The sequence below is a fragment of the Microcoleus sp. K4-B3 genome (assembly GCF_036704615.1).
In the GTDB taxonomy this organism is placed as follows: domain Bacteria; phylum Cyanobacteriota; class Cyanobacteriia; order Cyanobacteriales; family Microcoleaceae; genus Microcoleus.
In genome coordinates, this window is the sequence record NZ_JAUBSF010000006.1 from 115,994 (window position 1) to 136,932 (window position 20,939).

The 20,939-nt window shown below is 48.0% G+C and carries 17 protein-coding genes; 6 read left to right on the forward strand and 11 right to left on the reverse strand.

All coding sequences use genetic code 11. The features are described from left to right. Positions 1-97: 97 nt before the first annotated feature. The 7 genes from QUA78_RS05425 to QUA78_RS05455 form a co-directional block, all read right to left on the reverse strand. Positions 98-1,972: an adenylate/guanylate cyclase domain-containing protein gene (locus QUA78_RS05425; protein WP_333306491.1), complete on the reverse strand. Its 1,875-nt coding sequence runs from the start codon at positions 1,970-1,972 to the stop codon at positions 98-100. A gap of 159 nt (positions 1,973-2,131) precedes the next feature. Then, positions 2,132-5,440 (reverse strand): PAS domain S-box protein, encoded by a 3,309-nt coding sequence (locus QUA78_RS05430; RefSeq protein WP_333306493.1) that lies wholly within the window; start codon positions 5,438-5,440, stop codon positions 2,132-2,134. Between the two features lie 375 nt (positions 5,441-5,815). Beyond that, complete coding sequence (locus QUA78_RS05435; RefSeq protein ID WP_333398642.1) at positions 5,816-9,067, reverse strand: AAA family ATPase; 3,252 nt, start codon at positions 9,065-9,067, stop codon at positions 5,816-5,818. Between the two features lie 64 nt (positions 9,068-9,131). After that, on the reverse strand, positions 9,132-9,473 hold the full coding sequence (locus QUA78_RS05440) for a type II toxin-antitoxin system PemK/MazF family toxin (RefSeq protein ID WP_015175564.1): 342 nt from the start codon (positions 9,471-9,473) through the stop codon (positions 9,132-9,134). After that, positions 9,466-9,801 carry a hypothetical protein gene (locus QUA78_RS05445; protein WP_333302814.1) on the reverse strand — a complete coding sequence of 112 codons (336 nt, stop codon included), beginning with the start codon at positions 9,799-9,801 and terminating at the stop codon, positions 9,466-9,468. The genes QUA78_RS05440 and QUA78_RS05445 overlap by 8 nt, the downstream gene beginning before the upstream one ends. Before the next feature lie 363 nt (positions 9,802-10,164). Then, the gene (locus QUA78_RS05450; RefSeq protein ID WP_333302815.1) at positions 10,165-11,274 is read right to left on the reverse strand and encodes a hypothetical protein; all 1,110 of its coding nucleotides are present in this window, start codon (positions 11,272-11,274) and stop codon (positions 10,165-10,167) included. Between the two features lie 225 nt (positions 11,275-11,499). After that, positions 11,500-11,784 carry a hypothetical protein gene (locus QUA78_RS05455; RefSeq protein WP_333302817.1) on the reverse strand — a complete coding sequence of 95 codons (285 nt, stop codon included), beginning with the start codon at positions 11,782-11,784 and terminating at the stop codon, positions 11,500-11,502. A gap of 148 nt (positions 11,785-11,932) precedes the next feature. On the opposite strand from QUA78_RS05455, the gene QUA78_RS05460 reads away from it, so the two are divergent. After that, complete coding sequence (locus QUA78_RS05460) at positions 11,933-12,475, forward strand: cyclic nucleotide-binding domain-containing protein (RefSeq protein WP_333302819.1); 543 nt, start codon at positions 11,933-11,935, stop codon at positions 12,473-12,475. A 258-nt stretch (positions 12,476-12,733) separates the two neighbouring features. On the opposite strand, the gene QUA78_RS05465 is transcribed toward QUA78_RS05460, so the two are convergent. Next, positions 12,734-13,147, reverse strand: a complete 414-nt coding sequence (locus QUA78_RS05465; protein WP_333302820.1) for a hypothetical protein — start codon at positions 13,145-13,147, stop codon at positions 12,734-12,736. A 9-nt stretch (positions 13,148-13,156) separates the two neighbouring features. On the opposite strand from QUA78_RS05465, the gene QUA78_RS05470 reads away from it, so the two are divergent. Continuing rightward, positions 13,157-13,321, forward strand: a complete 165-nt coding sequence (locus tag QUA78_RS05470) for a hypothetical protein (RefSeq protein ID WP_333302822.1) — start codon at positions 13,157-13,159, stop codon at positions 13,319-13,321. Between the two features lie 4 nt (positions 13,322-13,325). Here the strand turns inward: QUA78_RS05470 and QUA78_RS05475 are convergent, their stop codons facing one another. Further along, the gene (locus QUA78_RS05475; protein ID WP_333302824.1) at positions 13,326-14,186 is read right to left on the reverse strand and encodes an FAD-binding domain-containing protein; all 861 of its coding nucleotides are present in this window, start codon (positions 14,184-14,186) and stop codon (positions 13,326-13,328) included. A gap of 196 nt (positions 14,187-14,382) precedes the next feature. Here QUA78_RS05475 and ribD point away from each other — a divergent pair, with 196 nt between their 5' ends. Next, positions 14,383-15,558, forward strand: a complete 1,176-nt coding sequence (gene ribD, locus QUA78_RS05480) for a bifunctional diaminohydroxyphosphoribosylaminopyrimidine deaminase/5-amino-6-(5-phosphoribosylamino)uracil reductase RibD (RefSeq protein ID WP_333302826.1) — start codon at positions 14,383-14,385, stop codon at positions 15,556-15,558. 52 nt (positions 15,559-15,610) lie between these two features. Beyond that, on the forward strand, positions 15,611-16,222 hold the full coding sequence (locus QUA78_RS05485; protein ID WP_333302827.1) for a hypothetical protein: 612 nt from the start codon (positions 15,611-15,613) through the stop codon (positions 16,220-16,222). 209 nt (positions 16,223-16,431) lie between these two features. On the opposite strand, the gene QUA78_RS05490 is transcribed toward QUA78_RS05485, so the two are convergent. After that, complete coding sequence (locus tag QUA78_RS05490; protein WP_333302829.1) at positions 16,432-17,346, reverse strand: PPC domain-containing protein; 915 nt, start codon at positions 17,344-17,346, stop codon at positions 16,432-16,434. Positions 17,347-17,439: 93 nt separating this feature from the next. On the opposite strand from QUA78_RS05490, the gene QUA78_RS05495 reads away from it, so the two are divergent. Further along, positions 17,440-19,167 carry an NAD(P)/FAD-dependent oxidoreductase gene (locus QUA78_RS05495; RefSeq protein ID WP_333302830.1) on the forward strand — a complete coding sequence of 576 codons (1,728 nt, stop codon included), beginning with the start codon at positions 17,440-17,442 and terminating at the stop codon, positions 19,165-19,167. A gap of 151 nt (positions 19,168-19,318) precedes the next feature. Here QUA78_RS05495 and QUA78_RS05500 read toward each other — a convergent pair whose 3' ends face one another. Next, on the reverse strand, positions 19,319-20,074 hold the full coding sequence (locus tag QUA78_RS05500) for a Uma2 family endonuclease (protein WP_333302832.1): 756 nt from the start codon (positions 20,072-20,074) through the stop codon (positions 19,319-19,321). A 232-nt stretch (positions 20,075-20,306) separates the two neighbouring features. On the opposite strand from QUA78_RS05500, the gene QUA78_RS05505 reads away from it, so the two are divergent. Continuing rightward, positions 20,307-20,789 (forward strand): FxLYD domain-containing protein, encoded by a 483-nt coding sequence (locus QUA78_RS05505; protein ID WP_333302834.1) that lies wholly within the window; start codon positions 20,307-20,309, stop codon positions 20,787-20,789. Positions 20,790-20,939: the final 150 nt, after the last annotated feature.

A 20,939-nucleotide genomic window follows, 5' to 3' on the forward strand; every position in this document is an offset into this window, starting at 1 on the left:
GGTGATAGAATACCTTGAGCTTACACTATTTTAGCTTCGCGATCGAAAGTCTTAGTCGATCGGGGAATCGGATGCTTGTATCCGTTTTTGGGCTGAGTCAATAATCTTTTTTCCCAGTCAGTAAATAAGTAACCATGTATCCCTTGCCCTTAACTTGAATGGCGCCGCGCTTCTGAAAAGTATATTTATCTTTTAATAGCTGGTAGGTTTCGGCGGTGACTTGAATGCAGCCGGTAATCCCGTGGGATTCCATGCGCGAAGCAATATTTACTGTGTCGCCCCAGAGGTCGTAAATAAACTTTTTTAAGCCGATGACGCCGGCAACGACAGGGCCACTGCTAATCCCAATCCGAATGCTGAAAGGTTCCGAATGTTCTAAACTCAGGAGCCGAATTTCGTGTAGCATATCGATCGCCATGTTTGCAACCGCCTCGGCGTGATCCTTGCGGGGCGTAGGCAAACCGCCGACAACCATGTAAGCGTCACCAATAGTCTTAATTTTCTCCAAACCGTGGCGATCGGCCAAGTGGTCAAAAGCCGAAAAAATATCGTTGAGCACTTCCACCACTGCAGTCGCGGAAATTCTCGACGAAAGCTCTGTAAACCCCACAATGTCGGCAAACATCACAGTTACTTCCGCAAAACTTTCGGCGATATTGTGTTCGTTGTCCTTCAAACGCAGGGCGATCGCTGCCGGCAAAACGTTCAGCAGCAGTTGCTCGGATTTAGCTTGTTCGAGTTCCAACTGTAGGTAAGCAGCCTGCAACTGTTCGGCTTGGCGAATTCTTTCTCGGGCTAGCTTTTCGATTTGGGCGGTGCGGCTCAAAGCTGTCAGCATATATGTCACCGGAATCAGAGTCCACAGCATCCCCATCGTCAGAGTTCCCCAAGAGCGCCAGTGCTTGCGAATCCGGCGAATTTCCGGCGTTGCCGACACGTACATAGACCACTGGCGGCCACTAATTTTCAGCCGCCTTTTGCAAGCTGTATAGTTAGGGCCTGGATTGTCAAGAATCGGACAGTTTAGCCTGAGGGCTCGTTCCGCAGCGGCTGATGCTGGAAGCACTTGTTGGCTGGCGGATTGGAACAGCACCGCAAATTGCTGAATTTGGCCGTCAGCAGGCAGATTTTTGAGAACCGGGTTGGCCCTTTGCGGTAACAGCGGCGCTGCTTCTTGCTTGTCTGGAGCATCGCTAACGAGATAAATATTGAGGTAGTCGGTATTGCGTCCTTTTAAAGAGGTTTGGAAAATATCTTTGCCTCGAAATACGCCCAGAACAAATCCTTGTAGCAGTTGGCGACGGGATTCCAGCGTAGTCGGTTGAGTGCTGTTTTCGTAAATCGGAACTATGGCCAAAAGACCTAGTTCCGGGGAATTGCTCTGAGTTAGGCCGACGTAGTTGGTGACAATCATTTCTCCAGTATCTCGCCCTCGATCGAGCGCGGTGCGGATTTCTGGGTGGGAGGCGAGGTCAAAGCCCAATGCTGTCTCGTTTCCGGCTAGTGGTTCGACGTAGAAAGCCGGGAAGTATTCGGAACGCTGGAGGGCCTTGCGCAGTTCTCCTCGGGGGCCGCGCTCTGTAATCTCGAAGCTGGGGTCAGTTTCGGTTCTGGCTTTGGCTTCGTAGTTGCGTCGCTGGGAATTGGGGACGCGGGGAGTCCAAGCCAGGAGTTGCAAGCTGGGGTGGACGGCTAGGGGACGGGCGACAAACCGGGCAAAAGAGGAACGCTCGACGGCGCTGAAGGCTTTCATGTAGTCGCTGAGGGCGAGAACACTATCTAAGTCGGAGTTGAGCTGGCGTTCGATGCCGATCGAAATATCGTCGATGCGGCGCTGCATTTCGTAGTCGCGGCGCTTGTCTTCCCAGTCCCAAACCAAGGCGAATGCTAGGATCGACAGTCCGACACCCAAAGCCAGCGTCAACCCGGCTGGCTTGTAGCGAGACCAGGATAAAGGTAGTTTTTTCAGCATAATTGCCTAGCGAATAAGGGCAGCAGATTAGCACACCGCTGAGTGCGATTTAATTCGGCCTCTGAGTGCGGTTAATTCAAAACGCTGATAACTCAAGCACCGACGGCAATTGGGAATTAAAAGTTAGATATTGAAACTTTTAGATTAATGGACGATCGCTCAGCAGGGGATTTCAATCCAGAATTCCGCTCCCTGTCCGGGCGCTGAGATGCACCGCAGGCTTCCCCTATGTTTTTCTACCACAATTTGATGGCTGATGGACAATCCCAAGCCGGTTCCAGACCCTACGGGTTTGGTAGTAAAAAAGGGGTCAAATAGCCGCTTGCGAACGTCTTCGGTCATTCCGGGGCCGCTGTCGGCGATGCAAATGACGATGCGCTCGCAATGACTGAGCTGGCTTTTACTTTGGCTTTTCAACCCGGCTTTTTTCATTTCAGTGCGAATCACGATCGTCCGAGGTTGCGGTTGGTTTTCTAGAGCGTCGATCGCATTGGTGATAATGTTGAGAAATACCTGATTTAACTGCCCCGCACAACAGTAAATTTTGGAGATTTTTCCGTATTCTTTAATAATTTCAATCCTGCTTTTTATACTTGCCTGATGCAATCTGTGCTGCACAATTAATAGCGTACTGTCAATTCCTTCGTGAAGGTCTACCAACTTCATTTCTGATTCATCCAGTCGCGAAAAATTTCGCAGCGACAACACAATTTTACTTATTCTTTCTATTCCTACTCTCATGGAATTTAGCATTCTGGGCAAGTCTTCCTTCAGAAAATCTAACTCTAAGTCTTTAACTTTTTCCGCAATCTGAGGAACTGGGGACGGGTAGCATTGCTGGTAGAGATTCAATAGTTCTATTAAATCGTGAAAATAGTTGTATGTGTGAGAAATATTGCCGTTAATAAAAGTTGCGGGATTGTTGATTTCGTGGGCAATCCCAGCCACCATCTGACCGAGACTAGACATTTTTTCGGATTGAACTAATTGGATTTGAGCGTTTTGTAGTTGTTCGTAGGCTTCTTGCAATTGGGTGGCTTGTTTTCTTAATTGAGATTCGGAAGCTTGGAGTGCGGCTGCGGAAATTTTGCGGTTCGTTATATTTTCAATCATCCCTAAGTTGTAAATAGGTTTTCCTTCGCCGTCTCGAATCAAAGTAGCTGTCACGTTTACCCAAACAATTTTACCTGTAGCGGCAATTTGGCGGAGTTCGATTTGATAGCTATTAATTTCTCCTCGCTCAAGAGAATTAGCAACTTGGATATTTTTTGGATAATCTTCGGGGTGCCCAAGTTCAATAAATGTTTTGGCGAGCAATTCTACTGCGGTATATCCCAGCATTTCGCAGTAAGTTTTATTGACTCGCACTAACTTGTTATCGTCTAAATTGGCTAAGTAGATAGCGATGGGTGCATCTTCAAAAATTGTGCGAAATAGTTCCTCGCTGGCCCGGAGTTGAGCTGCTAGGGAAAGCCTGTCGGTGATGTCTTCAAACGTAGACAAAATGCCGACAACATTGCCGTAATGGTCGTGTAAAGGTATTTTATTGGTATCCAGACAGCACTGGGTGCCGTCGGCTTGCATTTGGGATTCTATGATGTGATATTCTGGGGTATTTGTTGCCATGATGCGGCGGTCGCAGGCTCGAAAAAATTCTGTTTCTTCCGGATTCCAGGGCATATCGAAGTCAGTGAGACCGGCGATTTCAGTGGGATGATTGAAACCTGCGACTTTGGCAAAATTTTTGTTGCCTCCCAAATAAACTAAATCTCGATCTTTCCAGGCAATTAACTGAGGAATGTTGTTGATTACCGACCACAGCATATTTTGGGATGTTTGCAAGGCTTCCGTGCGTTCTAGGACGCGCTTTTCAAGTTCTTGATTGACTTGTTGCAGGGCCATTTTTGATTCGCTGAGGGCGAGTTCTGCTAGCTTGCGATCGCTGATGTCGATTGTCACCCCCTCCCACAGTATATCGCCGCCCGGTTGCAGTTCAGGGCGGGCAATACCGCGAATCCATTTCAGCTTTCCCGATCCGGTTACGATCCGCCCTTCATATATCCAAGGTTTTAGAGTTTCGCCGGAAATTGCGACTGATTCTAACATGGGTTTTAGGTCTTCTGGATGCACCATTGACCACATTAAACCGGAGTTTTCTTGAATTTTTTCTGGCTCTAATTCGTAGAGTTCCCAACAGCCGGAACTCACATAAAGGAATTGATCGGAACCGTCGGGGTGTAGCAAGTATTGATAAATCATTCCCGGCACGTTGGCGGCCATTTTTTGGAATCTGGCTTCGCTTTGCCGCAGTGCGGATTCTGCAAGTTTGCGATCGCTAATGTCAATCAACAAGCCGTCCCAAATAATGTCATCTTTTTCGCCCGGTTCGGGTCGGGAAGCCCCGCTAATCCACTTAATCCCATCGCCCGGAAAGACTAATCTGCCTTCCCACCGCCAAGGCTCTAAAGTTTTAGCTGAGATGGCAAAAGATTCGTGGAAGCTTGGCGCATCGTCTGGATGAACCATTTCGATCGCGGGAATAGCTGAATTTTGGAGTACCTCTGGTTCTAATTCGTAGAGTTCGCGGCAGCCGGAACTGACGTAGGGGAATGAGACAGTGCCGTCTGCTGCTAACTGAAATTGATAAATCATTCCCGGAACGTTGGCGGCTAGCTTTTGAAACCTCGCTTCGCTTTGGCGTAGTGCTGTTTCTGCTTCTACGCGATCGGTAATATCGTAAAATGCCGATAAAATTGCGGCTTCGCCATTAAAATTAATCGCTCGCATCGACATTTTTACCCAAAAAAAACTGCCATTTGCTTTCTTGAGGCAGATTTCTGCGCTGTCGCTAAAGCCGTTTTGTTTGACTAATTCTAGCAATTGACGTCGATCGTTGATATTTGCATAAAATTCAATTTTTTTTGCACCAATAAGTTGTTCGCAACTCAAACCTAAACTTTCCCCGAGAGCAGGATTTGCATACAAAATAACGCTGTCTTCTAGGCGCGTAATTAACATGGGAACGGGAGTGGTGCTGGCGATCGCCCGCAATCTTTCTTCACTTTCTTGCAGGGCTGTTTCGGCTGCTACTCTTTTGCTAATATCGTTCTGAACTCCGATAAAATGAGTTAATTTTCCTTCGTTGTCTAGGATGGGGGAAACGATTAATTCGTTCCAAAAAGGAGTTTTGTCTTTGCGATAATTTTTGAGAACTACCTGAATTTCCGTTCCTGCTCGCAAACTGCTGCGGAGTTTGTCTAATTCGGCCCGATCGGTATCGGGACCCTGCAAAAACCGGCAGTTGCGTCCAATAACTTCTTCGCGACTGTAACCAGTCAGTTTCTCAAAAGCAGGATTGCAGTAGATAATAGGTATGTCAGGCCTGCTAGCATCCGCGATGAGGATGCTGTTGCTCGACGCTGCGATCGCCCGCTCTAGGAGAGACAGGTTGAAAGAGTCTGTTGTCATCTGTGGCAATATCCAAATTCCCAGGGAGCGGACAGAACAATAAAAAAATATAAATATCTTGAGCCATTCTTATTGTATAATTTTATTTTTAATTTTGCCTTGTTAACAAAGCCAGCAGCCAAAAAAAGTCGGCGGGGCCGGCGAGTAATACCATTTTAGATTTTAGATTTTAGATTGGCAATGACTAATTAGATTATGCTTTGAAGCTTGCTTAAAGTTGCCTTCTGGTTTGAAAGTATTACAACCGAAGGCATTAGGCACTTATCCCGAAAACAGAAGGTGAAAATACCGAAGGCGGCAAGAAAACACAAGGTGAAAACACTGATATTTTCAACTTTTTTTCTTCTCCTCCTTCTATCCGGCTCGTCAACCCTTTTAAATTGACAAGCTGATGCAAGAACCCTGAGCAGTTTTGCTTACTTCAATCCTGGCTTGAAAAGCTTCTTTCAGGTGGGGCATATGGGTAACGGTGAGAATGCAGGCGAAGTCGGAGGCGATCGCATTAATTGCAGCAATCAGCCGATCGCACCCTTCCGCATCCTGAGTCCCGAATCCCTCATCAATAATCAACATTTGCAAAGCCGTGCCCGCCCGCTGAGACAGCAGTCTCGCCAGCGCCAGCCGAATCGCAAAATTAATCCGAAAAGCTTCACCGCCCGAGTAAGTTTCGTAGGCACGAGTACCGCGAGCATCAGCAATTAAAATGTCTAAAGTGTCAATCAATTTAGTTGCTTTTTTAGAAGCAGCAGCCCGCTGAGTAATAAATTGAACGTGCAATTGATTCGCGCTCAATCTCGACAATATCTGATTGGTTTCAGCTTCGAGTTGAGGCAAAACATTTTCAATCATTAAAGCTTGAATGCCGTTTTTACCAAAGGCTTGACCCAGCTCTTGATAAACTCGCTGCTGGCGTTTGGCAACTTGCATTTGCTCTTTTTGAGCTACTAGCTGAACTTGCAGATTTTCCAGATTTTGCTGCTGCTGCTGGAGGCGTCCGAGACTTCCCAAATGTTGGTCTAGCTGCTGGCGGCGGCGACTGATTTGCTGTTCGATCGCACTTATGCGGGCTGTGGGATCGGGATATTCTTGCAATTGCTGGTTCATCGCGGAAGTTTGAGCGCTGACAGCTTGCAAATCTTGCTCGCGCACTGCGATGGAATTTGCTATTTCATTAACCCGCTGCTGTACTTGGGGGTACTGCTGAGTTGCCGATCGCAATTTTTCGGCGCGGGCTATCCAAAACTGCGATCGGCGCATTTCGCTGCGGACGTGTTCGTGCTGTTCCAAGTTATAACCAATTTCCGCAATGTATCTATCTAAAGACAGAATTTGCTGCTGTATTTCCGAGCTATTTTTTTGCTGTTCTAACTGTTGCTGTACTGTGGCTAATTGAGTTTGCAAATCCGGGCGACGGGCATTAATTTTATTGAGTTTCTGCTGAGCGTCTTTGATTTGAGCTTGCTTAATTTCCGCCCACCGCAAGCGCTTTTCATCGCTGCGGGCGAGGGAGTGGCTGCTATCGCTGTAATTGAGCTGTTGCAGTTGCTGTTCGATTTGCTGTAGTTGGCCCAAGTCATCGGCTGCATACTCGCCGGTGCGCAGCAACCGCTCGATTTCCGCAGCGTCTTGACGCATACTTTGCAGTCGGTTTTCGTCTTGGCTCAGGCCATCTAATTGTGCTTGCAAATGGCTGCGGCGTTCCCGCAATTCTTGGTAGGGCGCTAATTCCTCTTCTAGTTCGCGGTATTCATGTCTGAGGACTTGAATTTCGCGCTCGGAGACGGCCAACTGTTCGCGCACTACCCACAGTTGGTTCCAGATTTCCTGCTGTTGGGAGTGGTGTTTTGCGACTACCAAATTCCAGTAGTGTTCGTCTAAAGGTCGATCGCACAAAGGACAGTTGCCAAAATTTGTATCCCGCACCATTAAAGGCGAATTCGAGGGTTCGTTTTCCGCAAAATTCGAGGCTTTACCTTCGCCTGCGCTGGTTTCTCCTTCATGTTTCCGCAGCAGTTGCAGTTTTTGGTCGATCTCGGCGAGTCTGGTTTGATAGTCGCGGCTTTTGGCTTGCAGGTTTCCTAGAAAGTCGTGCCTTTCTTGACCTTTTTCGCGGACTCGCTGCTGATAAACTCGCTTGTTTTCCAACTGCAAAATTTGATTGCCGATGGCCGAGATTTCCTGCTGTAATTGCGGCTGTCGCTGCTGCTGCTGAACTTGCACCTGTCGCTTGATTTCGTCTAAGCGGGCGGTTAAACCGGCGCGGGCGCGATCGAGCTTTTGTTGCTTTTGCTGCTGCTGTTGTAGCAGCGGCGAAACTTGCAGTTGCAGTTGCTCTAGTTCGTTGAGACGCGATCGAACTGCTTGCAACTGTGCGAGTCCTTTATCAACCTCCGGCTGCTGTTTTAGAATCTCCAGAACCTCTTTTTCATCTTGTTCTAAAACCTCTAATTGAGCTTGCAACTGCTGAATTTTGCTTTGCAAAAAGCTCAGTTCTTGCCGCTGCTGTTCTTGCAATTGCTGGCGCTGATTTTGGGCTTGTTGATTAACCTTAAATTTTCCCGCCAGACTTTCTTCTGTGGCTTGCAAGCTGTGGAAATACGCGATGCCTGCTGTTATTTCATTTTCTTGTCCTAGGAGGGCTTGCAGCTCATTTTGCTGCTGTTTGGCTGCGCTGAGTTCTTGCTGCAAGCGGCGGCATTCTTGAGAGATATTGTAGTGCTGTTGCTGGTGGCCGGCGAGGAGTTTTTGCCAGGTTTGACGGTTGTGGTGCTGGAGTTGCAGTTGCTGCAACTCGGTTGTGTCGGCTTGCTGCTGTGAAGAGAGCAAATCGGTTGCTTGCTGCAATTGAGTTTGTTGGGAGGCGATCGCCTCTTTTTGTTGCAGTTGCTCTTGTACGGTTTGCAAACTCTGTTTGAGCACTTCGACTTGAGCTTTAAATTGTTTGGACGTATCCTTGGCTTGTTCGCATAATGTATCGTATTGATCGAGCTTGAGCAGGTTGGCTAAAACTTGTTTGCGTTCGATCGGCTTTTTGAGCATAAATTCATCAGCTCGCCCCTGCCGCAAATACGCCGAGTTGATGAAAGTATCGTAATCGAGTTTGATGTGTTCGAGGATTTTTTGCTGAGTTGTTCTCAGACCTTTGTCTGTGAGCGTGCGAAAATTCACCACCCCCGACCCCCCCTTACCAAGGGGGGGAGAAGAATTCACTTCTTCTGGCCCCCCTTTACCAAGGGAAGAATTCACTTCTTCTGGCCCCCCCTTACCAAGGGAAGAATTCACTTCTTCTGGCCCCCCCTTACCAAGGGGGGGGAAGGGGGGGTTTGTTGCTACTTGAAATTCCAAACTTCCCGATTGTCCGCGTCGGCGGTTGCGAATCACCCGGTAGATTTGGCCGCCGGTGGAAAAAGTGAAATCAACGCGCACATCAGTTTCGCCGATATGGATGATATCGTCTTCCGTATCGCTGCGACAACAGCCCCAAAGTGCCCAAGCGATCGCTTCTAAAAGGGAGGATTTGCCAGCACCGTTAGGCCCGCAAATGCAAGCGGTGTGCAGGCCGCGAAAGTCTAAACCGGCTTCGCGATAGCTGAGAAAATTTTTGAGTGTAAGTTGTATAGGAATCATTTAGGCCATCGCGCCATACAATCTATCTATAAATAACACTATTTGTGCGCTGTTGCCTAGTTATTCAATCTAGATCCAGAACAATTGTCAGTGCTTCTGCAATTTCTTCCATAATTGTCTCGGACAGAGTTCCGAGTTGTCGGACAAATCTTTGTTGGGAAACGGAACGGACTTGAAAAGCGTCGGCGGCGGAGACTTTAGTCAAGCCATTTTCGCCGCTGGGTTCTAGTCGAACCATCCAATTTCTCTCGGTGTATCGCTCTTTCCAGTCAGTGATGGGAACAATAACTTCAAGCAGCAAAATTCCAACCGTTTCATCACTGACAATTACTACCGGACGGGTTTTGCCGATTTCCGCGCCCACAGTAGGTTCAAGCGCAACCAGCCAGATTTCACCTCTACGCATTAGTTTTTATCCCTGCGTTAAGGCATTCTTCCTCGGAATCAAAGTAGGGTTCGCTGTCAGGCGACCACAAATCATGTAAAGCACCTCCCGGCATATAATCTTTTACTGCTGTTTCTGCTGCTGCTCTGAGTTTCCGTTTTCTCTCGGCTTTGCGCTGGGCTTTTTCTTCTATTTCTTCGCGCATCATCCGCGAAGCTGTTTCGATGATTTCTAGGCGTTCTTCTGCTGTCAGATTTTTGAGTGCTGCTAAGATTTCTGTTTTGGTCACGGTTTTTTCGGGTGGTTGGTGAGAAAGTACGATCGATCCCACCATGATTGTATCTTTCACAAAAATCTATCTCGGCGATCGCAGTTAATTTTTCACCTCATCCCCGGAGTCAGGACACGGCACTGCCGTGTCGCTACAATGATTAATAATCAGCTACCTCTAGGTAGGGAAACGGCATTGCCGTGTCCTCCGAATTGCCGTGTCCTCCGAATTGCCGTGTCCCTACAATGATTAATCAGCTACCCCTAGGTAGGGAAACGGCATTGCCGTTTCCTCCGAATTGCCGTGTCCTCCAATGGTAGGGAAACGGCATTGCCGTTTCCTCGATTGCTTTTGATTTTCTACCATCAAAAAGGGTTGACTGTATTCCTACAGCCAACCCCGCACATATTTATTTGTCCTGCGTTTGCTCAAACAGCAACACTACCGGACAATATTCGGGAACGTATAGCCGACACCGACTAACAATCCCACTTCAGCTCCGTCGATAAAACCAATATTCAGTCCCGCTGTTGCTGTAAAATTGCTCGACAGCGGCACATCTACACCCCCCGAAATCAGGAAGCCAATATGACCGTCATCGCCGGTAGAAAGTAGCACGCCAGCACCTGCATAAGGAGCAGCAGTAATCACAAAATCTTCGCTGACTTCGACAGCATCTTGAGATACAAAATCGTAGGTAACGGGAACTAGAAGAGTTAAGTTGTCGCGGAACAAAACAGTCGGTCTCACCGAGAAATTGTTCGTCAAACCGATTTTGCTAATAATCGCAAATGAACCGTCGCCTAAGGCTGAATCTCCGCCAAAACCTAGATTGCCACCAATGCCGACGTAGCTGGGTCCAGAACGGGTTGCTCGGCCTGGTCGGATTTGAGTTCCTTGAGCCACTTTTTTAGTTGGTTCCGAGACAGTTGCCGGTTTTTCAGCAACTTTCGGTTGGTTTGTCAAAGCTGAGGCGGAAGTGCTGACAGGATTGCTCAACAATTCTTGTGCTGTTTTGACTTCTTTTTCTTCCTTCGTTGCTGTTACTTCAAGATTATTGCTCTCGGCAACAATTGAGGTAGGTCGATCGCTCTTTTTGGCATTCTCGACCGTTGACTCCACTTTGACGCTATTATCAGCAATTTTAGCGGTTTCTTCCGACTTTTGGGTCTCAGCAGCAATGGAGGTACTTGGCGCAGTTTCTGTTCCAGCAATTTCAGATGTTGCTGCTTCCGATTTTTCTGGTGTTGCAATAGATACTTGCAAGTTGGCTGCCGGTTCAGAGGCCGCTGGCTCTGCCGCTTCTGTTAGTTCGCTCCAACTGATAGAATCAATTTTTTTATTACTAGCCGTTGTTTCTGCGTCTGGTTTAACTGCTGAAGTTGCCGCTGGCTCAGAAATTTGGTCAATATTTTGAGCTGCGATTGTTGCAGTTGTACCGACATCGGGCACGTTGCCAGTTTCAGCTTTCGCTGACAGGGTACTGCAACAAACAGCTAAAGCTGCAAGATTTATTAACGCGAAAGCAGACTTGGAAAATAGACTATTCATAGAAACTCCTCAATGAATGCTGTGTTAAAAGTGTAAGTGTTTGAGGGCGACAGTTGAGAGCTTTGCTAAAAAAAGACACAAATATGAGTTGTGTTGTTCCTACATTGGCACTCAACCGTTGAAGAGTCAACTCTCAAGCTGATTAGATTCAAGAACTGACGGCCGATTTAGAGGCTAATTTAAATTTACCTATCGATCGGCTAAAAATCAATCCTAGGGATGATTTCACCCTCGCTCCTGTTTAATTGAGGGGTCGATCGCGCGTCTCGCTTGCATTCTACAATTCTGTACTTGGGGGCGCTGCACTCGCAGCGACGCCGGAAAAATCCGGTTTTTGAGGGCGCACCGCCTCGAAACCAAGAGACAGCAAGCTTTCAAAACAGTTTTGGCAGCCCCGCCGTCCAAAGCAAGTGCAGTTAAAACAACGCGATCGGCTGCTGCACAGTCCCTGACAAGTAATGTAGAATAATAGCACCGATCCGAGAAAGAGTTGCGGCTCGATCGTGCCAAAATTACTGAATATTATGAAAATTGTGTAAAATTTAGTGTTCTATTACTAAAGTTTAGCTTTCGCTTTCGCTCAGGGTCTGACCATCTAACAACAGCACGCAACTAAACAAGTAAAAAAATACAAATTATCTCATCTCAACCTGACTTTATGAGCAAAGTTTTAGTCATATTAGGCGAATTGAGCGATCGCGACATCGATTGGATGCTCGCCAACGGCACCCGCACCCAAGTCCTCCCCGGCACCACCCTCATCACCGAAGGTCAGCCCTTAGACGCCCTGTACATAGTTCTGGAGGGAACTTTGAGCGTTGCTGTATCATCTTTGGGCGACAAAGAAATTGGAAAAATTATTTCCGGGGAAGTGTTGGGCGAAATGTCTTTTGTAGACGGGAGGCTTCCTTCTGCTAGCGTCACGGCAATTGAAGACTGCCTCATCCTGTCAATTCCGAGGCGGCTGCTAACTGAAAAACTCGAGCAAGACGTGCTTTTTTCCCTGCGGTTTTATCGGGCGATTACCAAATTTTTGTCGTCGAGACTCCGGGGTACAGTCAAACGCTTCGGCGAAGAGACTGATTATTTATCATATCAAGACTCCGACGACGAGCGCGCCATGCCGCAAAATGTTGAAAATCCAGAAGATTTGGCTGAATCTAGATTTCAATGGCTGTTGCAGCGTTTGAAGGGGAGTTGAAGTTGGGCAACGAGCAGTGTACGGGATTTAACGGATATTGAGGGGAGTTCCGCAACGGATGCGCTTTCTTCGCATTTAACGAATGGATGTTGAAGTTTGAGGGAAAAAGGAAAAAATAAGGTTATCCGCTTTGCCTCTTTCTTGTTTTTCTACCAATGCCCGATTACCAATTGGCAATTAGCAATTACCAATTTTCAGTTACCAATTTCCAGTTACCAATACTTCGGCTACGCGAGCGTACAAGTTCCCAATTCCCAATTAGAAAACATATTTTTCAGCGACGCGCCAGTAGCGGGAAAAACGCTTCAAATCAATGTAACCATCGTAGCGGACAAAGGGTTCTGACGGCAAAACTTCTATTGGGTGCGATCGCTTAATTTCCCGGCAAATATCCTGAAACCGAGGACTGGGACTTTCCGCAGTCACCACTTGATTCGCGCCGGATTCGATCGCAAAAGCGATAACTTCCGCAGCCACATCGCCCCGCCGAATAACTACCGGCAACTCCAGCAAACATTCGTAAATAAACACCATTCGTTTGAGACTCAACTGCCATTCCTCAATGAGCGCATCATCCCAAACCCAGATTGCCGGTGCCTCTGGGTGGGCTTGAAAAGCCGGGCCTTCAGGACTCAAACAGTCGCCGTGCAGCCAAATAATCGGATTGTTCATAAATTGGGAATGGGGAATGGGGCATCGGGAATGGGGCATCGGGAATGGGGCATCGGGAATGGGGCATCGGGAATGGGGCATCGGGAATGGGGCATCGGGAATTGGTATTTGGTAACTAATGACAACAGTCAACAGTCAACAGTCAACAGACAACAGTCAACAGTCAACCAATAAATTTTTAATTTATGCGACCTTTTTGAGGGCGGTTCCAACTTTTAGAACCGCCGCTGCGATCGACCTTTTCTCCTAAAGGAAACAACTTCCCTTCCAAATATTCGTAAGTTCCCTCAAAATCGCATTGCCCGTACATAGGACAATCGCGACAATAAACCGCCTTAGTGTAACGCTCCAAATTTTCTCGATTAAAAAAATAAGGTTTGTGGCTAAAAGTGCTGGCTACCCACTGCCAAGAAAGATTATTGCTCGCCGGATCTCCATCTAGCAAATGTTGCAAAAACCAGCGAGCTCCGGCTTGCCAGCGCACGCGCCGCCAGTGTACCAGATAAGCCGCAGTCCACATCCGCTGGTGGTTGTGCAAATAACCAGTTTCTCGCAACTGGCGGCTGAAACTGTCGATGCAAACCAAACCAGTCGTGCCATCGACGACATCCTGCGGCAGAGTTTCGCTGTAATCTTTAGCAGTGTAACCAGTTTTGTAGGGTTCCCGGTCTTGCCAAATCCCGTTGCCCAATTCGGCATAGAGTCGCTGCCAATAATCCCGCCAACCCAACTCGTTGACGAGTTTTACGGCATCTTCTCGATGCCGCACCTTCTCCAGCACGGCATCCCGGACTTCCGCAAGACTCAAAACGCCGTAGCGCAAATAGGGCGACAAGCGCGTTACCGCACCGTTGAGGAAATTGCGGGTTGAGGCGTACTTGCCGGGGTCAATTTGTTGCAGGGCTGTCTCGGCTGCTTTCCGCCCGCCTGGGGTTGGGGGTACGCTGCTGTCCCGGGCTGCTGCTTCGGGGAACTGTTCGCGCACGTAGGCTATTAATTCGTCGCGGCTGGCAAATTCCCGCTCCATGTCCTGACTCATTGTTTTTTCTCAAGCGCCTGTTATTCTTTCCTAATATTAAAGCTATTTGCTCGGGTTAGAAGCTGCCCGATCGCCCTAAATTGCCCTGAGATCCTGGTAACGTACAGTTGGCCCCAGCAGCAATCGATCGTCTGCTAGCAGCCAAAATTAGCATCAAAGTCAGTACACTCAGGGATAGATATCATACCAAAATCTCATGGAAACTTTTCCGGCGGACGCTAAAGCGATCGCCAGCTTAGCTAATCGTCAGCAGCCAGGTACAAAACAACTGGAAAACAGCGAAATTCAAGAGTTCGATCGAGACATGATGCGCCGCTGCATAGAATTGGCTCGCCGCGCTCTCGGCAAAACCGCACCCAACCCCCTTGTCGGTTCTGTAATTGTCCGAGATGGCAAGATTGTCGGCGAAGGGTTTCATCCCGGTGCCGGTCAACCTCACGCCGAAGTTTTTGCGCTCCGGGAAGCGGGGGAACTCGCCGAAGGAGCGACCGTCTACGTAAACCTGGAGCCATGCAACCACTACGGGCGGACTCCTCCCTGTTCCGAAGCTTTAGTTAAAGCCAAGGTGGCAAAAGTAGTGGCTGGCATGGTCGATCCGAATCCTTTGGTCGCTGGAACTGGGCTGACCCGGTTGCGAGAGGCTGGGATTGAAGTGGTGGCGGGAGTGGAAGGCGAAGCTTGCCAAAAACTCAACGAGGCTTTCGTTCACCGAATTTTGTACCGCCGGCCTTTGGGAATTTTGAAATATGCAATGACTTTGGACGGTAAAATTGCTACCAGTAGCGGCCACAGCGCTTGGGTGACAGGCGAGGAGGCTCGGAGCGAGGTACACCGGGTGCGCGTCGGCTGCGATGCTGTGATTGTTGGGGGAAATACGGTGCGTCTGGACAATCCCCTACTGACGAGTCACCAGCCTGATAGGAATAATCCCCTGCGGGTGGTGATGAGCCGCACTCTCGATTTGCCAAAGTCGGCTTGGTTGTGGGAAACCTCTGTGGCGGCTACTTTGGTGCTGACTGAGCCTGGGGTTAACCCGGAATTTCAGGAATTTTTGATCGCAAAAGGGGTGGAAGTTGTGGAACTCTCGCCGCTGACACCGACTAATGTTATGGCTTATTTGTACGATCGATCTTTTCTTTCTGTACTCTGGGAGTGCGGCGGCACTTTGGCGGCCAAGGCAATTGCTGAGGGTGCAGTGCAAAAAATTATGGCTTTTATTGCTCCTAAAATTGTCGGCGGCCAAGCTGCTCCAACTCCTGTAGGAGATTTGGGGTTTTCCGCAATGACTGATGCTTTGACTTTAGAGCGGGTTTCTTGGCGCGCGGTGGGTGCAGATTGTCTGGTGGAAGGCTATTTGAAAATTAAAGATTGAAAGTTAAAAGCGAGTCTTTTTAGTTTTTAATTTTTAACTTTTAACTCCTTTTATGGTTGAAATTCTGATTTGGAGTTTGATGGTTGGCAGTCTCGGCTTGGAGGCTGCGCTCGCGGGTGTATTGGTGAGCCGCGAGCAATTGGCTGCGGGGCAAAAATACGACGAGGAGGAGGAAGTTTTGACTCGGTACGAATCTCAAGAGGATAATTTTAATGCGCCTGAAAATGCGCGCTCGAATGGCAATCCCAAATCCGCTCCTAATGCTGTTGATTTGACGGTTTGGGAGTACAAGATTGTGCGGGCTAGCAGCGATTTGTTTCGGAATCCTGCGATTTTTAACAAGCTGTGCCAGGAAGAGGAGGAAGTTGGCTGGATTTTGCTCGAAAAGCTCGACGACAGGCGGGTGCGGTTCAAACGTCCGATCGCGCTCCGGGACGCCCCGAGGCCTAATTTACCCTTGTTTGACCCTTACCGCACTCATTACGGCCCGCTCTCGAATGCGATGACTTGGGCGGCGGCGATCGTGTTTCTGAGTGCGATCGTGCTTCCTGCTGTTTTGGGCTATGCTTTGGTGTCTACTACTCTAACCAGAAGTCGCTCTAATTGGCCTCCGACACCTGTTCAATCTTTGCCCTCTCCCAGCGGGCAAAAAACTAATAAGTGAAACCAGGAAAATTGGGAATGGGTAATTCTAATTGGTAATTGGTAAATTGACGGCTGTGGAAGCCTGTTTTATAGCAAGTCTAAATCATTTGTAAACCAGCTTTGTTTTACGAATCGCGAAGGCGTGTAAGCGATCTTATCGCGAAGGAAGACAGGAGAAGTGTGTGTTTGTTGGACTGATTTAGGCTTGCTATATACGTTAATTCTATTTTAATTTTTGGGGGGTATATCTGAGGGAGCGGATAGCAATCTCAAGTCATAATTTGTATCGCCTTGAAATTGAGAAACGCGGAGGAAATAAGTCCCCGCCGGCAAAGCCCCATTGCTGACAATTGTTTCTGAAGCCGTGCCTAAATTGTTAGACGAAGCAATAAGATCCTCTAATCCAACTGCGCCGTTGCCGTTCAAATCCTGAATTAATTCTACATCAACATCTGCACTCAAACCGTCAACAGTTACACTGAAAAGGCTGGGGGTATTGAGGATGAAACTGTAAATGTCGGCTGGTTCAGTAGCTCCCACAAAATCGCTCGCAGTTTGAATTTCTCCGAGAATGCCCAGGCTTTTTGCTGCGATCAAATTGTCGGCGGGATCGGGGAGAGTGCTCAACAGTCCTTCTTGTTGACCGAATTGAATGTAGTGCTCGATCGCGCTTTTAACTGCGCCGCTTTGGACTGCTGCTGCTACCAGCGGATATTTCTCTAGATAAAAGCTGGGATCGAAGAAAACGCTGGCTTTGCGGTTTTCTAATTGACCGGCTTTGAAGTAGTGTTCAAATGGGGTAAATTGATTTGTTTGGACTGCTGTCTGAACGTCTGGGTTGCTTGCTAGATAAAAATTAAAATCGAAGAATGGGTTTGGGCTGCGAACTTCAAATTGACCGAATCTAATAAAGTGATCTGCTGCTGAAAAGCCATTGAGTTTGGCTGATACCGCTACATCTGTATTGGTGTCTAAATAATAGCTGGCGTCAAACAGGGCATTCGGGTCGCGATTTTCAAATTTGCCAATTTTTCGGTAGTGATCGAAGGGACTCGATACCGTGCCTCTGGCAACTGCTACGGCGACATCTGGGTTGTTTTCGAGATAAAATTTGCTGTCGAACAGTGTTCTGAGGGTTAGCATTATTAAAAAAATCTCTCTGGACTTTAGTCTGGAAAGTGCACGATCGAAAATCCAGTTTACATCAAAGTTTTGTTTTGTGAGGATGTCTTAATTATGGCTAAATCTGCACTGATGGCAATGCTGCGCCGCGCTGCGAGTATTGCCCAGAAATCAAGGGAAACGGGCATTCCAGGTGATGAAATGCTGGGGATGCTGACCGTGAAGCAAAGCTATCCCGTAGGGAATCGCATTCCCAATTCTCCCCTATCTCGCCGCCGCTTGCTGCACGGGGGCTTAGCTGCTGCGGGGGCTGTCGCTGCTGCGACTTTTACCAGGGAGGGAGGGGGAGCTTTTGCTCAACAGGGCGGACGATCCCCGATTTTGGTTGTGGGTGCAGGGATTGCGGGTTTGACGGCGGCTTATCGCTTGCGCCAAGCGGGCGTGCGCGCCGATATAATCGAGGCAACTAACCGCGTGGGGGGGAGGATTCGCACTATTCCCAAGGCGGCTGGAACGCTGATTCCGGTGGACGTGGGAGGAGCATTTATTGACACCGGTCATACAAATTTAATCTCGCTGGCGACGGAATTGGGTTTGCGGGCGATCGACTTAGCCCAAGTGCAGAGTGGACTGGTGAAGGATACTTTTTTCTTTGAAGGGCGCCGCTTTTCTCTTGAGCAAATAATCGCCGACTTTGCGCCACTAGCGAGTAAAATTAATGGAGATTTGGGCGCTATCGGAGATAACATTAGCTATCAAGATTTTACAGAAGCAGCGGAAAGATTGGACAATCTTTCGATCGCTGAATATGTAGACCAAGCTGATACTAGCACCATTGTCCGGCAGTTACTCCGCATTGCTTACACGACGGAATTCGGTCGAGATCCCGAAGAACAGTCGGCGTTAAATCTGCTGTTTTTAATTGGTTCTGAATCTGGCAGTTTTGAATTGTACGGCAACAGCGATGAGCGTTATGAGATTGACGGTGGCAACAGTCAAATTATCAACAGTTTAGCAAGTCAATTGTCGGGTTCGATCGAGGCGGGGACGGTTTTGGAAGCGATTACTCTTTTGCCGGATGGGCGCTATCGGGTAAATTTGCGATCGGGACAAAGCGCATTCGAGCGCACTTACGAGCGAGTTTTGTTAACTTTGCCGTTCAGCACTCTGCGAGACGTTAAAATTAACGTACCTTTGCCCCAACCGAAGCGTAGGGCGATCGAGCAATTGGGTTACGGTACTAATTCTAAGTTAGTTACCGGCTATCGCAGCCGAATTTGGCGGGAACTTTATCGATCGACTGCTTCTGTTTATAGCGATTTAGGATTCCAGAATACCTGGGAAGCTACGCCTTTTGCTCCTACTGCAAACGGTTTAGTTACTAATTTTACAGGAGGAAAGCAGGGTTTGTCGATCGGTGCCGGAACTCCAGAAGACCAAGCACAAAGATTTTTGAACCAATTTGAAAGAGTTTTTCCCGGAGTGAGAAATTTGCGATCGGGCAAAGCTGTGCGAGCTTATTGGCCGGGAGAACGCTTTTCTCAAGGTTCTTATGCCTGCTATTTAGTCGGACAGTGGACGCAAATGTACGGCGTTGAAGGCGAACGAGTTGGCAATTTATATTTTGCCGGAGAACACACTTCGCTGGAAAATCAAGGTTACATGGAAGGCGGTTGTGAAACTGGACAAAGGGCGGCTTTTGAAATTTTGCAAGATTTGGGTTTGATAGCTTCTGCTGATGCTTTGAATGCTCGAACTGCGAGCAGTTTGAACAGTCGCCGTCCGAGCCGGAAAGTTCCCGGAGCGCGGAATCTTGGGAATAGGAAGCCGAGTATTAGATAATCTCGTAAGGTGCGCGGCCCGGCGCACCCTACTGATCAGCCTAGACATATCTAAATCTTACAGTCAAGTTTGATGAAATTCTTGTGGGGTGGGCATCCCGCCCGCCCAAAAATACAATTTAGATGCCCAATAGCTTATGGCGTACAACTTATCAAATAATCTCGTCCGGGTTAATTCCCCGATCGCGCAAATATTCAGCCAGTCGTTCGGCCCGTTCACGTTCGCGATCGGCTCGCTGGCGTTCTGCTGCTAACTGTTCTACACCCCATAAAAGCAGATTTCCTGCTTCATCCCACCAGCGCAACCAATAGCCTGAACGCTGTTCTTTCTCCCCCCGCCACGTTCCTAAATACAAACCAATATCTGCCATCCAGTGGCGACCTTCCGCGTCGGGAAATTCTAATTCGTACTTGCCATTTTGCAAGCGATATACTTCCAGCAAGCCAGTTTCTGGGTCAAAAATGATGTAAGTTGGTACTTGCAGAATTTGTTCGTAAAAAAACCACTTTCCCGGAGGAAAAGTACGTTTGATAGAATATTCCCCGCCGTCTGTTTCCGACAAGAATTCCATGACAATGGTCGGGATTTCTCCTTCCAAGTTTGGGGTATAGCTTTTGCGGTCTCTTCTCGATTCGGCGGGCAGTACCGACGGTACATAAACCCAATCTGGTGCTTTGATTACTAACTCGCCGTTGACAGTAGCGCAAATGCCAAAGTTGCTGGCTATCAGCATTCGTGGCCCGATCGATCCTCTCAGTTCTAAGATTTCTCGCAGTGCTCCAGCAATTAGCGGTTGACCTGTATTCTCCACTGGTTTTTCTTCTAATTGGAAGTCGTCTGGCAACTTCTCCCAAGTTACGATCAGTTCTAACGTTTTTTGTCCTGGGTTATCTTGAGTAACGACCATGACTTTACTTTACTTTCTAAAATTTGATGTCTTATCATAGCACAAGTAAAGTGCGCATTGCGCACCCTACATATAGATATGCAAGCGTAAATTTTATGGGAATTACAGCAGATTTTAAGCTCCCCGTAGGGACACGGCATTGCCGTGTCCTCTGATCGATATGCGTAGGGACACGGCATTGCCGTGTCCCTACAAGGACTACAATTAATTTCAAAAAATGCCGATAAAAAATATGAAACTTTTACCTTTAACAGTAGCTTTATCGATTTTGCTAATGTCGCCGATCTCGGCTCGCCTTTTGATGGCAGACTCTACAAATACAATGGCTCAAACTTTACCGGTAGATGAACCGTTTTGCTACATAAAAACTCCCGACGGCAAAACAGTAGACTTGGGCAAGTTGTGCGAGAAACAGCCAGCGTCGGGAACTTCCCAAACTTGCATTCCCGGTTCCAACATTGCTGCCAAAGTGTCAATTGGGGCGGCAAATTATGACGGCAACTTTTTCAGCGGTCAAGTGCTTAATCAAGGCTGTAAAATAATCAAGAATGTCAAAGTCAATTATGAAGTTTTGGACGAGTCAGGCAATTTAATTGACAACGGATTTATCTACGCTGAACCAGTTACTCTTGCACCCGGACAGTCAGCCGCCTTTCGGGGTGCAGTTGTCGCGGGGGCTAAGGTGCAGGCTACTCATGCAGACGGGCAAGAATGATTGTTGATAGGTGGCGACCCACTTTCAGAAACCCGATCGAGGTTATAGTAAGGTGCGTCGCTTTGAGATTGTCGCTGTTTTTGAAGATTGTAGATGGCGACGCACCCTACAGCAACTATTCCATGAGTTTTGAGAATTAGTATTATTTAC